The 13,997-nt window shown below is 23.9% G+C and carries 11 protein-coding genes and 1 riboswitch; of the genes, 8 read left to right on the top strand and 3 right to left on the bottom strand.

Features of this window, described 5'->3' with window-relative positions; all coding sequences use genetic code 11:
- Positions 1-296 precede the first annotated feature (296 nt).
- The 6 genes from N3A58_03440 to N3A58_03415 all read left to right on the top strand — a co-directional run bounded on the left by N3A58_03440 (position 297) and on the right by N3A58_03415 (position 7,683).
- Positions 297-1,622 (top strand): cyclic 2,3-diphosphoglycerate synthase, encoded by a 1,326-nt coding sequence (locus tag N3A58_03440; protein ID MCX8058454.1) that lies wholly within the window; start codon positions 297-299, stop codon positions 1,620-1,622.
- A 226-nt stretch (positions 1,623-1,848) separates the two neighbouring features.
- Positions 1,849-4,389 (top strand): outer membrane protein assembly factor BamA, encoded by a 2,541-nt coding sequence (bamA, locus tag N3A58_03435; GenBank protein ID MCX8058453.1) that lies wholly within the window; start codon positions 1,849-1,851, stop codon positions 4,387-4,389.
- 46 nt (positions 4,390-4,435) lie between these two features.
- Positions 4,436-5,008 (top strand): OmpH family outer membrane protein, encoded by a 573-nt coding sequence (locus N3A58_03430; protein MCX8058452.1) that lies wholly within the window; start codon positions 4,436-4,438, stop codon positions 5,006-5,008.
- Positions 5,009-5,076: 68 nt separating this feature from the next.
- Positions 5,077-6,276 carry a UDP-3-O-(3-hydroxymyristoyl)glucosamine N-acyltransferase gene (lpxD, locus tag N3A58_03425; GenBank protein MCX8058451.1) on the top strand — a complete coding sequence of 400 codons (1,200 nt, stop codon included), beginning with the start codon at positions 5,077-5,079 and terminating at the stop codon, positions 6,274-6,276.
- 128 nt (positions 6,277-6,404) lie between these two features.
- On the top strand, positions 6,405-7,223 hold the full coding sequence (gene lpxA / locus N3A58_03420; GenBank protein ID MCX8058450.1) for an acyl-ACP--UDP-N-acetylglucosamine O-acyltransferase: 819 nt from the start codon (positions 6,405-6,407) through the stop codon (positions 7,221-7,223).
- Positions 7,213-7,683 carry a RuvX/YqgF family protein gene (locus N3A58_03415; GenBank protein ID MCX8058449.1) on the top strand — a complete coding sequence of 157 codons (471 nt, stop codon included), beginning with the start codon at positions 7,213-7,215 and terminating at the stop codon, positions 7,681-7,683. The genes lpxA and N3A58_03415 overlap by 11 nt, the downstream gene beginning before the upstream one ends.
- Before the next feature lie 35 nt (positions 7,684-7,718).
- On the opposite strand, the gene N3A58_03410 is transcribed toward N3A58_03415, so the two are convergent.
- The 3 genes from N3A58_03410 to N3A58_03400 form a co-directional block, all read right to left on the bottom strand.
- Positions 7,719-8,447: an energy-coupling factor transporter transmembrane protein EcfT gene (locus N3A58_03410; GenBank protein ID MCX8058448.1), complete on the bottom strand. Its 729-nt coding sequence runs from the start codon at positions 8,445-8,447 to the stop codon at positions 7,719-7,721.
- 15 nt (positions 8,448-8,462) lie between these two features.
- The gene (locus tag N3A58_03405; protein ID MCX8058447.1) at positions 8,463-10,103 is read right to left on the bottom strand and encodes an energy-coupling factor ABC transporter ATP-binding protein; all 1,641 of its coding nucleotides are present in this window, start codon (positions 10,101-10,103) and stop codon (positions 8,463-8,465) included.
- A 207-nt stretch (positions 10,104-10,310) separates the two neighbouring features.
- Complete coding sequence (locus tag N3A58_03400) at positions 10,311-10,919, bottom strand: ECF transporter S component (protein MCX8058446.1); 609 nt, start codon at positions 10,917-10,919, stop codon at positions 10,311-10,313.
- Positions 10,920-10,959: 40 nt separating this feature from the next.
- A riboswitch (TPP riboswitch) is annotated at positions 10,960-11,053 on the bottom strand.
- 178 nt (positions 11,054-11,231) lie between these two features.
- Between N3A58_03400 and purD the strand changes: the two genes are divergently transcribed.
- Both purD and N3A58_03390 read left to right on the top strand, forming a co-directional pair.
- Positions 11,232-12,506 (top strand): phosphoribosylamine--glycine ligase, encoded by a 1,275-nt coding sequence (gene purD, locus N3A58_03395; protein MCX8058445.1) that lies wholly within the window; start codon positions 11,232-11,234, stop codon positions 12,504-12,506.
- A gap of 20 nt (positions 12,507-12,526) precedes the next feature.
- Entirely contained in the window at positions 12,527-13,927 is a 1,401-nt protein-coding gene (locus N3A58_03390; protein ID MCX8058444.1) for a UDPGP type 1 family protein, read from the top strand.
- Positions 13,928-13,997 lie beyond the last annotated feature (70 nt).

The following is a 13,997-nucleotide window of genomic DNA, read 5'->3' as shown; positions in this document are numbered from 1 at the left end:
CTTTATTTTTAATAAAATCTCTATTAGGTATTTTTTTAAGGTTATTAAATTGTTTAGAATAGAGAATATTTTTTTTAGTTCTGAAAACTATAAAAATTTAAGTTTGAAAAAAAATGAACTAATAAATATATTAAGTCAAAGTAAAGTTTAAAAATAGTTTATTATTATAAATTTTTAAAAATATTTATTTTGTTTTTAAAAATTTATATTTTAAAATCTTTATTTTAAAATTTTCTTTACATTAGATTTTAAGATGGTAAGTTATTTATAGAAATTATTAAGTTAAAGGAGGAACAATGGGAAGAACTAAAGTGTTAATCATGGGTGCTGCAGGAAGAGATTTTCATAATTTTAATTGTCTTTATAGAGACAATGAACAATATGAAGTTGTTTGTTTTACTGCTACACAAATTCCTGACATTGAGGGAAGAACTTACCCTGCTTCTTTAGCAGGCAAACTTTATCCAAATGGAATACCAATAGAAGATGAAAAAGATTTAGTAGATTTAATAAAGAAGTATGATATTGATGAAGTTTTATTTTCTTATTCAGATGTTTCTTACAATTATGTTATGAGTAAAGCTGCCCAAGTTATGGCAGCAGGAGCAAAGTTTTCAGTTGCAGGAGCAAAACCTACAATGCTCAAAGCTTCAAAACCTGTGGTTGCTGTTTGTGCTGTTAGAACTGGTTGTGGAAAATCACAAACAACAAGAAGAGTTGCTCAAATTTTACAATCTTTAGGTAAAAAAGTTGTTGCAGTTAGACATCCAATGCCTTATGGTGATTTAGAAAAACAAGTTGTTCAAAGATTTGGTTCTATAGATGATTTACATAAACACAATTGTACTATTGAGGAGATGGAAGAATTTGAGCCACATATTTCAAAAGGAATTACAGTTTTTGCTGGGGTAGACTATCATAAAATATTAAAAGAGGTAGAAAAAGAAGCAGATGTTATTTTATGGGATGGTGGAAACAATGATATGCCATTTTTTAAACCAGATTTACATATAACAGTTGTAGATCCACATAGACCTGGTCATGAAGTAACATATTATCCTGGCGAAAATAATTTAATTCTTGCAGATGTAGTTGTTATAAACAAAATAGATTCTGCTACTCCTGAAAATATTGAAAAAGTTAGAGAAAACATTAGAAAGATAAATCCAAAAGCTCAAGTAGTTGAAGCTGCTTCTCCTATTTTTATTACAGAATATGAAAAATTAAAAGGTAAAAGAGTTCTTGTTGTTGAAGATGGCCCAACTCTTACCCATGGTGAAATGCAGTATGGAGCTGGTATAGTTGCTGCAAGAAAATTTGGTGTGAAAGAAATAGTTGATCCAAGACCATGGGTTGTAGGCAAAATAAAAGAAACATACGAAAAATATCCATATATTGGAACTTTATTACCTGCAATGGGTTATTCTAAAGAACAAATCAAAGATTTGGAAACAACAATTAATAAAGTAGATTGTGATGCTGTAATTGTTGCTACTCCTATTGATCTTGGAAGAATTGTTAAGATTAATAAACCAGCTTATAGAGTAACATATGAACTTGCTGAAATAGGCAAACCAGATCTTGTTGATATCTTGAAAGATTTTGTTAAAAAATTCAATTAATATTTAATTCTATATTTATTTAAAATTTTAAAAAATATTTTCTAATTTTAAAAAAGGAGCTATTAGTTTTTAATAGCTCCTTTTTTTATTTTTTTATTATAAAAATTAAAGTAATTATTTTAATATTTCTTTTAACTTTTAGCTTATTTATTTTATTATTATTATAAAGTTGAAAGTTTAAAAATTTGTGTTTTAATGATTATTAGAAGTTATAAGGAGTATAAAGATGAAATTTTCAATCTCAAAAATAATCTCAAAACATTTAATAAAATTAGTTTTTATTTTTTCTATAATTTTCTTTATTAATACTATATTTAATATTTTTATTTATGGGCAATCTAGTAGTGAAAGTGATATTTCTGATATATATAAATATGAAGGTTATAAGATAAATAAAATAGAAATTCAGGGATTAATAAATGTATCAAAAGATGAAGTTCTTATGATGCTTCCTTTTTCTGAAGGAAATGAGATAGATGTATATGATTTTTCTAGAATAATACAAATTTTATTTTCAAGTGGATATTTTGAAAATATTGAAGTTTCAATAAAACCTTATGATGCAGGATCTGTTATTGTTGTAATTAAAGTAAAAGAATTCCCAATGGTTTATAATGTTACTTTTTCTGGAAATAAAAAAATAAAAAAGGGCGATGTAGAGAAGAGTTTAATTATAAAAAAGGGGGATTTTTTCTCACCATTTTTGCAAAAGAAACAAATTGATGAGCTTAAAAAGCTTTATTCTTCTAAAGGATTTGAAAAACTTGAAGTTACTATAAGTACGGAAAAAGCTAAAGATAAAAATGGAAATATCTTAGAAAATTATGTAAATGTTAAAATAGAGCTCAAAGAACCAAAAAGAATAATAATCACAAAAATTGAATTTTTAAACAATAAAGTTTTTAGTTCTTGTGTATTAGCAAATGAAATGAAAACTAAAACATATTTAAGAATACTTTTTGAAATTAGAGATGGTGTTTTTCAAGAAGAACAGTTTAGGGAAGATTTAGAAAAAATAAAGTTAAAATATTATTCAAAAGGATATTTAGATGTAAAATTTGAAAACATTGAAAAGAAAGTTATAGAAAAAGAGGAAGAAATACATTTAGAAATATATATTAAGATAGATGAAGGTCAGGTATACTATTTTGATGATTTTAAAATATTAGGGAATAAAGTTTTTGATAAGGAAGAGATATTAAAGGGTATTGAAATAAAAAATAATGTTCCATACGATAGAAGTTTTTTTGAAAAAATAAAAGAGAAAATAAAACAGTTTTATTCGAATTATGGTTTTATTTTTTCTGTTGTAATAATGGAAGAGGATATAGATTTTAATACAAGAAAAGTAAATGTGTCTTATACTATCTTTGAAAATTCAAGAGCTCATTTGAGAAATATTTATATAAAAGGTAATACAAAGACAAAGGATTATGTTATTTTAAGAGAACTAATGTTTAAAGAAGGTGAAGTTTTCAATGTAGGAAAAATAACTCAATCAATTTACAACCTTTATAATACTCAATTTTTTTCATTTATAGATGTGCAAATTAAACCTACAGATTATACAGATATAGTAGACCTTATAATCATAGTAGAAGAAGGCCCAACTGGAAGTTTAAAATTTGGTGGTTTTTATCAACCTGGTGGAGGTTGGGAAGGATTCGGTTTAAATGGAGAATATTCCCAGAAGAATTTACTTGGCTTGGGATATAATATTTCAACAAGTTTAAATATTTCATTTAAAGAACTTCAAGTATCTTTTAATTTCTATGATAGATGGTTTTTAAATCAACCTCTTATATTAGGGACTTCTTTCTCTTATCAAAATCAATTATTAACAAACCAGTTATCGGATAATGATAAAAATGGAGTACCTGATCCTTTTAATACAATGGATCAATATAAAACAACTCTTGAAGCCAATCCTTCTTATTATTCAAATAATCCTTCTTACCTTATGAATTATAATAAAGGAAGCTTTAATTTTTCCATTTCCTTTGGTAGAAGGTGGATACCTTTTCATTCTTTATCATTTGGAACTTTTTTAAATTTTTCAAGTTATGTACCTACTAAAGATTACCAAAATTATATCCCCTGGATTTCAGAAAATAATGATTCTAGCTTACCTATTACAGATAATTTATGGAAGAGTTTTTCAATATTTACAATCTATGAGTTTGATTCAAGAGATTATGTTTTAATGGCAAGAAAAGGGTTTTGGTTTAAACAGAGAATTGATTATTATGGCGGATTTTTAGGAGGAAATACTAATTTTATAAGGACTATTACTACTATTAATTTTAATTATGGCTTATTTTGGGATATAGCTTATCATTTTACTACCCAAGTTGGTTTTCTTTTTAGGCAGTTTGATGGAAGTTTAAATATAGATAGACAAAACTATTTTTATATTAATGGAAACTATGATGTTAGAGGATGGATGTCTGTAGGTTATTTATTTGGAAGAGCAAAGTTTTCGATAATAAATGAACTTGAAAGGGAAGTTTTTAAAGGTTATTTAAATGCTCTATTATTTTTTGATATAGGTTCTCTATTTGATACACCTGAAAATTTTTTGAAAATTAGTTTAAATGATTTATACTTCTCTTATGGTTTTGGTTTAAAATTAATGTTTCAACAATTACCATTTAGATTTTATATAACAAAGAGATTCAAAATTGTAAACAATGAAGTTGTTGATTATAATCCAGGTTTTTTTAATTGGATGTTTGTACTTTCATTTGGTGATTTTATGATATTTTAATTGTTTTAATGTTTTTACGCCTCTGTTTAATAAAGGGGGTTGTTTTATGAAAAAAAGATTTATTATTTTACTTATTTTTATTGCAATATTACCTTTAAATATATTTTCAAATGTTTTAATAAAAGTTGGTGTTGTTGATTTAAAAGAAGTATACAATTTTTATATGAAAAGAACTCTTGTTGATATTGGAATTGACTATTATTCTGACCAAATAAAACTTCTTGATGAAGATTATAATAATAAAATGAAAGAATTTGAGCAAAGGCTTTCAAATCCAAATTTAACCCAGGATCAAAAAAATGCTATAATAAGTGATAGAAATTCATATATCGATAGATATCAGAAAAGAAGGCAATATTTTGTTGATTTGATAAATGATTTAAAAACGAATAAAGAAAAATATATAAATGAACATATCTATTTTTGTATAAAAAGAGTTGCTGAAAGAGAAGGATATTCAATTATTTTAGATAAAAATGATAGTAAAGTCCTTTATTTTGCAAATTATGTAGATTTAACAAATGCAGTTATAGAATTTTTAAAATCTTATATAGAGAAAAATTGTAGAGACTCCAAAATTGATGTTAATGTTTACTATTATCCGTATATTAATAATTGATTAATATTTAAGATTATTTAACTATTTTTATTTTTTTAAATAATGAACAAATAAAGAGAATATTTAATATGGTAAATTATTTAAATGATGAAAAAATTGTTAAAGATTTAAAAATATGGAATAAGAATATAATTTTATTGGGCAATGAAAAAAGAACATTTAATTGTATTTCAAATATAGATAATATAAAACAAAATTCAATTGTTTATTGTGAAGATTTTAATTATTTTGATATAGCTATTAAATCTAACTGCTCAGCAATTATAACAAATTTTAAAGTCTTTTACGACTTTTTATTAAAAAATAAAGATTTATTTACAAACAACAAAAATATCAGTATAAAAGACAATGATTTTGTAGAATTAAATGAAAAATATTTAAATAGAAAAATTGAAAGTATAGAATTAGAAAAAATATTAAATAATATAATTTATGATTTTTTGAATGAAAAAAATAAATCAATAATTCTATTTGAATTTCCTAAAGTTCTTTGGGCTTATATAACTTCATTTTTTAAGGTAAGAACAGTAAGAAAAGGGAAAATTGGTAAAAATTCTTTAATAAAATCCCCAATAAACATTTCAGAAATTGAAATTGGTGAAAATGTAATTATTGAGAATAATGTTAAAATTGGAAAAAATGTTTTTATTGGGGCTGGTTCATATATTGGAGAAAATGTACAAATAGGTGATAATACTTATATTTACCCAAATGTTACCATTTTAGAAAATTGTATTATTGGTTCTGATTGTATAATTCATTCTGGAACTGTCATTGGTTCAGATGGTTTTGGCTATCAGTTTTATAATTATAATCATATAAAAATAGAGCAAGTAGGAAGGGTTGTTATAGGCAATTTTGTAGAAATTGGTGCAAATTGCACAATAGATAGAGGTACAGTAGATGATACAATAATTTCAGATTTTTGCAAAATTGATAATCTTGTCCAAGTTGCTCATAATGTCGTTATAGATAAAGGAACTGTTATTGCTGCTCAAAGTGGGATAGCTGGTGGAGCTAAAATAGGTAAATTTGTTTTTATGGGTGGTCAGGTTGGAGTTGCTGATCACGCAGTAATTGAAGATGGTGCCAAATTTGCTGCACAATCAGGAGCATCAAAAAGGTTATATGAAAAAGGCAAATTATATGCAGGTACTCCAGCTATTGATGCTTCAACTTTTAAAAGAATTAATGCAGCTATGAAATACTTACCTGATATATATATGAACTTTGAAAAAAATGTTTCTAAAGAAAAAGATAAAAAATAGAAATATTTTTAATTAAAGCTATTTAATTAATTATTAATTTTGTAAATGTTATATTTTTCTAAATATTATATTAATAAATAATTTTGTTTAATTAAAATATTAATTCAAAAAAGATTTAAGGAAATTATATGAACAAAATTTCTCCTTCTGCAAAAATTGATAGTTCTACAAAAATTGGAATTAATAATGTTATAGAAGATAATGTTATTATTAGAGAAAATTGCATAATTGGAAATAACAATTATTTTCAAGCAGGAGCAGTTATTGGGCCAAATGTTATTATTGGAAATGGTAATTTTTTTGGACATTTCTGTTATATTGGAGGAGATCCTCAAGATGTTGCTTATCAAGGTTTGATTTCATATGTCAAAATTGGCGACAACAATAAGATAAGAGAGTTTGTTACAATTCATAGAGGAACAAAAGAAAATAGCGAAACAATTGTTGGAAATAATAATTTTATGATGGCTTATTCACATATGGGGCATAATGCAAAAATAGGTAATAATTGTGTTATTGTTAATAATGCTCAAATGGCAGGATATAGTGAACTTGGTAATTTTGTTGTTATGTCTGCTTTTTGTGCTATTCACCAATTTTGTAAAGTTGGTGATTATGTTATGATAGGGGGGGATAGCAAAATAAATAAAGATGTGCCACCATTTACTATGGTTTTTGGAGTTCCAGCAAAAGTTATTGGATTAAATATAGTGGGTTTAAGGAGAAATAATTTCTCACAAGAAAGGAGAAACCTAATAAAAGAGATTTATAAAATTTTTTATCATTCAAATTATATTTTTTCTGAGGCCATAAAAGTTATAGAAACTAAATATGGAAATGAACCTGAGGCTCAAAATTTGATAAATTTTTATAAAAATTCAAAAAGAGGAATTGTTTCATTTATTAGAGGAAAAGCTTCTAAAGGGGAAGAAAGTTTTGAAGGGTAGAATATTAGCTATAGATTGGGGTGAAAAAAAATTGGGACTTTGTATAAGTGATCCATTTAATAAATATGGTATACTTTTAGAACCTATTGAAAATATAAAATATAATGTTTTTGACTATATATACAATTTGATTAATGAAAAATGTGTTAAGGTTATTGTTTTTGGATTACCTGATTATTTAGATGGTAGATCTTCTTCAGTATCGAAAAAAGTAAAAGATTTTATTTTTGAATTAGATGATTTTCTTTTTAAAAAAGGTATAAGAGAATTAAAAATAGATACTATAAATGAATATTTTTCCACACAAGATGCATATAATTTTATAGAGGATAAGTACTCAAAGTTTAAAAGCAATAAAAGTTCAAAAAAGAAATCTGAAGAGTTTAAAAAATATAAAGATTCACTAGCAGCAAAAATAATATTGGAAGAATACCTTATAAAAACCAAATATAATACTTAAATTTAGAAAAGCTATTATTTATAAATAAAAAAAACTTAATAGTTAAAAAAAATTGTAAGAATAATAAAAATAAGGAAGATTAATAAACTAAATGTAATAGTCCTTTTAAATAATCTTTTATCGAAAAATGTTGGGAAATAAAAATTATTAACATTCTCATTAAATCCCTTTGCAACTAATGCCATACTGCTTCTTTCTGAAAATCTTATTGCGAAGACAAGAATGGGTAAAAAAAGTGTAAAAATGTTAAATTTTCTTATTTTTCTTAGTTTTCTTAACAAAATAATCCTTTCATATTCATCTTTTACATGAGAAATGGAGTTTAATGAAATAAAAAAGGGATAAGCTATTTTTTTTGATAAACCAAAATTCTGCATTAAAATATAAAAAAGTTCATAAATGTCTATTATTAAAATAGAAGAAATAGAAATTGCTCCTATACCAAAAAGTTTTATAAAAATAACAATTCCATTATATAAAGCCTCTTTATAGAAATAAAAATTTAAAAATTTAATTTTTTCAGTATTATTTAAAGCTTCAATATTTGGGTAAATAATATTCATTAAAATTATTGTAGAGGTTATTGGGAAAAGAAAAAGAGATATTTTTATAAAATTTGAGATTTTTAAACCAAAATAAAGCATTATAATAGTTGCACAAAAGAGAAACAAAAAATTTATATATATTTTTTCATTAAAAAACATAGGAATAAGAAAAGAAGATAATGTTGTTAAAATTATAAATGAGTTCCCTTTTTTTTGCATAAAAATGTTTATCTTTTATTTTTCTATTAATAGTAATTCTTCAGCCTTGTTTATTCTATCTTTTTTTAATTCAACAAGAGTTCCTTCTGTTATACAGAAAATTTTGTCTCCAATAGATTCAGCAAGCGGTAAGTCATGTGTTACAATAATAATTGATTTTTCAAATTCTTTTAAAAATTTTATAAAATTTATAATTATTTCTCTACTAAAAATATCCTGTCCAAAAGTAGGTTCATCAAATAAAAAGAGATCACAATTATTTATCAAATTAAAAGTTGTAAGAAATAATGTAAATCTTCTCTTTTCACCTTCAGAAAGTTCAAAAGGTGATTTGTTTAAATAATTAGAAAAATTAATTATATCGGTAAATTCTTTTAAAATTGAATTTTTTAATTCTTTTAAATTTTTAATTTTTTTATTATTAATAAAATAATTAAAAATATTTTTTCTAAATGCATTAATATTATTAATATAAGATTCAATTTCACTTTTTATATGTGGAAATAGAAAATGTGTTTCTGGGTTTTGAAAAATTATAGAGATAGATTTATTATTTTTTGTTATTTTCCCATAAGTAGGAGTTAGGATTCCTGTAATTAATTTTAATAATGTTGTTTTACCGCTACCATTGTTTCCTAAAATTATTATTGTTTCTTTTTTAATTTCTAAATTAATATTTTTTAGAAGAAAGTTTTCATTTTTTAAATCATACTTTTTGATTTTTTTTCTATTATAAGTAAAATATAAATTTTCAATCTTTATATTTGAATCAAGTTTTTTCTTTTCAAATTCTAATTTTGAAGACATTAAAAAATTATTTATATTTAAAACTGATTTAAATCTTGAAGAAATTTCTTCGATAAAAAATATTTTCCTGCTTTTTAAATTATTTAAGTAGTTTAAAAAATCATTTTTATTTTCAACTTGGATTAAAGAAAATAAAATTTCATCTTTATTTTCTGAAGATTTTTCCAATATTAAAAATTTATTGAAATGATCTATTATATTGAAAAAATCATGCTCAATTAAAATTATAGTTTTTTTATTTTTTAAATTTTTTAGAATTTTATAAATATGATTTTTATATTTTATATCAAGAAATGAAGTTGGTTCATCAAGAAATATAATATCAGGATTTGTAGCTAAAATTGATGCTAATTGAATTTTTTGAATTTCTCCACCGGATAATTCATATGTTTTTCTATCTAAATAATTAAATAAATTAAACTCTTTAGCTATATTATTAAAAGATTCTTTAATAATACTAATATCAAAATTTTTATTTTCCATTGGGAAAACTAATTCATTTTTAACATAAGGAGTAACAATCTGTGAATAAGGATTTTGAAAAAGATAAACTGGACTATAATATTTTTTAACATTATTTATATTATTATAATTTTGCTCATTATTTTTATTATTAAAGTCAATTTTTATATTTTTTATTTCTAAGTCTGTTTCTAGATAGGCGTATTCATACTCTGGAATTAGAAAATTTAAAACTTTGAAGATAGTTGATTTTCCAGTTCCAGATTCCCCAAAAAAAAGAACAAAGTCGTTTGAAAACAATTCAAACTTTCCATTATATGTATAAATTTTATTTGAACCAGGATATTTTATTTTTATATAGTTAAATTTTATTAATGGTTCTTGCATTTTATTTTATAACTTAAATTTCATATATCAATTAAATCTATATGCAAAAAATATTATTGAATCTATTTTTAAGTAAATAATTTAAAACAATTAAAAAGTATCGCTATTTTAATAAATTAAATTTTAATTAATTATTTGAATTAAAAATAAAATCAGGATTAAAATAATAAGTTAAAAATCTTTATTTAAGGTATTTAAATTTATTTGTTATAAATTTTTATTTCTTTCTAGATATTTATTAATAATACCACTTTTTCTTAATAGTTCAAAGAGTATATATGAAATTATACCAGCCTCTACTATACCAGATAAACAATAAGAAAATAATTGTAAGAGATTAAATTTTATGGTTAAAGTGTAATATTTTGAATAGAAGAAATCTAGAAAAAATGAAAAAATACAGGATATAAGTCCAGCAATTATACTTGTTAAAAGATTCCACTTTTTGTATAAAAAAATAGCAAAAACAAGCTCAGCTCCTACTCCCTGGACAAAACCCCAGATAACAGCTGAGATACCCCATTTTGTTATCCAACCTTCAATAAATGCAGCAATCACTTCTCCTATTAAAGCAGCTCCAGGTTTTCTAATAATAAAAGCAGGTAAAATGCCACCAATCATCCAGATACCAACATTTAGGCCAGATAAGCCAAGAGGTTTTAGAAAAACACTTAAAAAATCATAAGCATAAGTCCATAAAAAAAATACAAAACCAATTATTGAAGAAAGGACAAAAAGAAGAATTATTTCATCGATTTTATACTTTGAAATTAAAGAAAATCTTGAAAAAAAGTTATTTTTGTTATTTTGTTCCATAGATCCTCCTAATATTGTAATATTAGGAGGTGGAAAGCTTGAGATAATTTACTGCATTCCCTTCGCAGGCATTAACCTGATCAGGTTCCTGGAGTTTGATCTCAGGCCTTTTTAGACCACCCCCATGCATATCTTAAATTTATACTTAAAAAAAAAATTGTCAAATATAGTTTTGTAAAGTAAAATAAAAAGATTTTTTAACATAATATAGCAAAGTTGTTTTTTTTAAAAAAAATAATATTATTTTTTTGAGATTTAAAGAAAACCAAATATCATATTAAACAAAATTAAAAAAATTTTGGAGCAAAATAAATGAAAATTTTTGTTTTCGGTGCAGGTGGAAGAGAGCATGCTTTGTGTAGAAAACTAAAAGAAAGTAATAAAAAAAATATTATCTATTCTTATCCTTCAAATGGAGGAATAGATTGTATAAAAGAAAACATAAAGTTTGATTCCATAGATGAGGCATTAAAATTTATAATAGATAATAGAATAGATTTAGTAGTTATTGGTCCTGAGCAATATCTTGTAGATGGTCTTGTTGATATTTTGGAAGAAAATAAAATTAAAGTTTTTGGCCCAAAGAAAAAATATACAAAACTTGAAAGTTCAAAAAATTTTGCAAAAGAATTTATGATTAAATACAATATTCCGACTTCTTCTTATAAAGTTTTTTTTGATGAAAATGAATTAAAAAAAAATATTGATTTACCAATAGTTTTAAAATATGATGGTCTTGCAGCGGGAAAAGGTGTTTCAGTTTGTTTTACTGAACAAGAGGTAGAAAACTTTTGTGAAAATGTTTTTAGAAAAAAAATTTTTGGAGAAAACATTTCTGTAATTGCAGAAAAGTATTTGGAAGGTAAAGAATTATCAGTTATAATTGCATTAAATTCTAAAGATTATTTTATATTTCCATATTCTCAAGATCATAAGAGAGCTTTTGATAATAATAAAGGACCCAATACAGGAGGAATGGGAGCGATAGCTTCATATGATCTTATAAATAAAAATCTAGAAGAGGAGATTAAAGATAAAATAATATTTAGAACACTTAATGGGCTTATTAGTGAAGGTTTTAATTATATTGGTTTTATTTTTTTTGGTCTAATGATAACCAAAGATGGTCCATTTGTCCTTGAATATAATGTAAGAATGGGGGATCCAGAAACTCAATCTATTATGAATTTACTTGAGGGTGATTTTGCAGAATTTTTATTAAGTCTAATTAATGGTAATTTAAATGAAAAATCTATAAGATTTCAAGATCTATTTGCTATAAATGTAGTGGCAGCTTCTAAAGGCTATCCAGATAACTATGAAAAGAATAAATTGATTGAAGGAATTAATGATTTTGGCCAAAACGAAGAACTTTTGAGTGATGGTGTTTTTATTTATCATGCAGGTACTATTAAAAAGGATCAAAAATTTTATACAAATGGTGGAAGAGTATTTTCTTTATGTAAAAATGGGGAAGATATTTTTCAAATAAGAAATGATATTTATAAAAGCTTCAATAAAGTTAACTTTGAAGGTATGTTTTACAGAAAAGATATAGGAACTTATACTGATTTTAATTCATTTTAAAATATTAAAGGAGGAGCTTTATGAACACAAAATTAAAGGATATTTTAAAAAAATATAAGCAATTAAAGTTATTAGATTACATAAAAAACCTTGAGCAGGAAGCTTTTGCTGATTCTGATCAAAAGCTAAAAAATTTAGAAGATTCTATTAAAAAAGTTGATCTTGACTTTTTTTTCAATAAAATTGTTCCATTTAAAGAAACGAAAAATTTAAACATAAATTTTAAACCACACCCAGTTGTTAAATATGATTATGTAAATAACTCTGATAAAAAAGAATATTATAAGAATATAGGAGAAGATTATTTAAAAAAAGGGAAAGTAGCTTTTTTAGTAGTAGCTGGAGGCCAGGGATCTAGATTAGGTTTTGATCATCCTAAAGGAATGTTCCCAGTTGGGCCTATAACAAATAAATCTCTTTTTCAAATTCATACAGAAAAAGTTATAGGTTTTTCTAGACTTTATAATTTCAAGCCTATTTTTCTAATAATGACTTCAGAAACTAATGATGAGGAAACAAGAGATTTTTTTGAGAAAAATAAATATTTTGGACTAGATAAAGAAGATATTATATTTTTTAAGCAAGGTATGCTTCCTGCTATCGATTTTGAAAATAATCTAATTCTAGAAAAAGAAGATTCACTATTTTTTGCCCCAGATGGTCATGGAGGGACACTGTTTGCACTTAAAAGAAATGGAGTTATTGATATTTTGAAAGAAAGAAAAATAGAGATAATATCTTATTTTCAGGTTGATAATCCTCTTGTGAATATTGCTGATCCTATTTTTATTGGTTTACATATTGATGGAAAATATGAAGTTTCATCTAAAGTATTAAAAAAGAGAGATTGGAAAGAAAAAGTAGGAGTGCCAGCATTTATAGATGGAAGGCCAGGTATTGTAGAATACTCAGATCTACCTGATGAACTTGCAAAAATGACTGACGAAAATGGAGAACTTTTATATGGTTATGGATCTATAGCTATACATCTTTTTAATGTTGATTTTATTGATAGGATAAGTTCGAAAGATATTTTTCTTCCATATCATATTGCTAAAAAGAAAATTCCTTTTTATGACATTGAAAATTATAAATTAGTAGTTCCATCTGAAAATAATGGGATTAAATTTGAACAGTTTATATTTGATTCTATTCCATTTTCAGAAAAAGCTTTATTTTATGAAACATTGAGAGATATAGAATTTAAACCATTGAAAAATAAAGAGGGTGAAGATTCAATAGAAACCTGTATCGATGGAATCAGTAATTTTTATAAAATATGGTTTAAGAATTCTAATTTTAATATAGATAATTTAAAATTATGCGAAATATCATCTTTATTTGCAGTTACAGAAGAGGAGTTTAGGACCAAAATATGGAATTATATCAAGAATTTACCCGAAAAATTGTATATTGAATAATTTGTAAATATTAATCTTATATTTTTAATTTAAATTTTAAGATTTAGTAACTTATTTAATTAAAAAAATT

This window comes from Spirochaetota bacterium, from assembly GCA_026415295.1.
In the GTDB taxonomy this organism is placed as follows: Bacteria; Spirochaetota; JAAYUW01; order JAAYUW01; family JAOAHJ01; genus JAOAHJ01.
This window is presented reverse-complemented; position numbering and strand designations above follow the sequence as displayed.

What these genes read in the sequence shown, in the direction of transcription:
- N3A58_03440 (MCX8058454.1), top strand. Translation starts at nt 297, where the DNA reads ATGGGAAGAACTAAAGTGTTAATCATGGGTGCTGCAGGAAGAGATTTT.
- bamA (MCX8058453.1), top strand. Translation starts at nt 1,849, where the DNA reads ATGAAATTTTCAATCTCAAAAATAATCTCAAAACATTTAATAAAATTA.
- N3A58_03430 (MCX8058452.1), top strand. Translation starts at nt 4,436, where the DNA reads ATGAAAAAAAGATTTATTATTTTACTTATTTTTATTGCAATATTACCT.
- lpxD (MCX8058451.1), top strand. Translation starts at nt 5,077, where the DNA reads ATGGTAAATTATTTAAATGATGAAAAAATTGTTAAAGATTTAAAAATA.
- lpxA (MCX8058450.1), top strand. Translation starts at nt 6,405, where the DNA reads ATGAACAAAATTTCTCCTTCTGCAAAAATTGATAGTTCTACAAAAATT.
- N3A58_03410 (MCX8058448.1), bottom strand. Translation starts at nt 8,447, where the DNA reads ATGCAAAAAAAAGGGAACTCATTTATAATTTTAACAACATTATCTTCT.
- N3A58_03405 (MCX8058447.1), bottom strand. Translation starts at nt 10,103, where the DNA reads ATGCAAGAACCATTAATAAAATTTAACTATATAAAAATAAAATATCCT.
- N3A58_03400 (MCX8058446.1), bottom strand. Translation starts at nt 10,919, where the DNA reads ATGGAACAAAATAACAAAAATAACTTTTTTTCAAGATTTTCTTTAATT.
- purD (MCX8058445.1), top strand. Translation starts at nt 11,232, where the DNA reads ATGAAAATTTTTGTTTTCGGTGCAGGTGGAAGAGAGCATGCTTTGTGT.
- N3A58_03390 (MCX8058444.1), top strand. Translation starts at nt 12,527, where the DNA reads ATGAACACAAAATTAAAGGATATTTTAAAAAAATATAAGCAATTAAAG.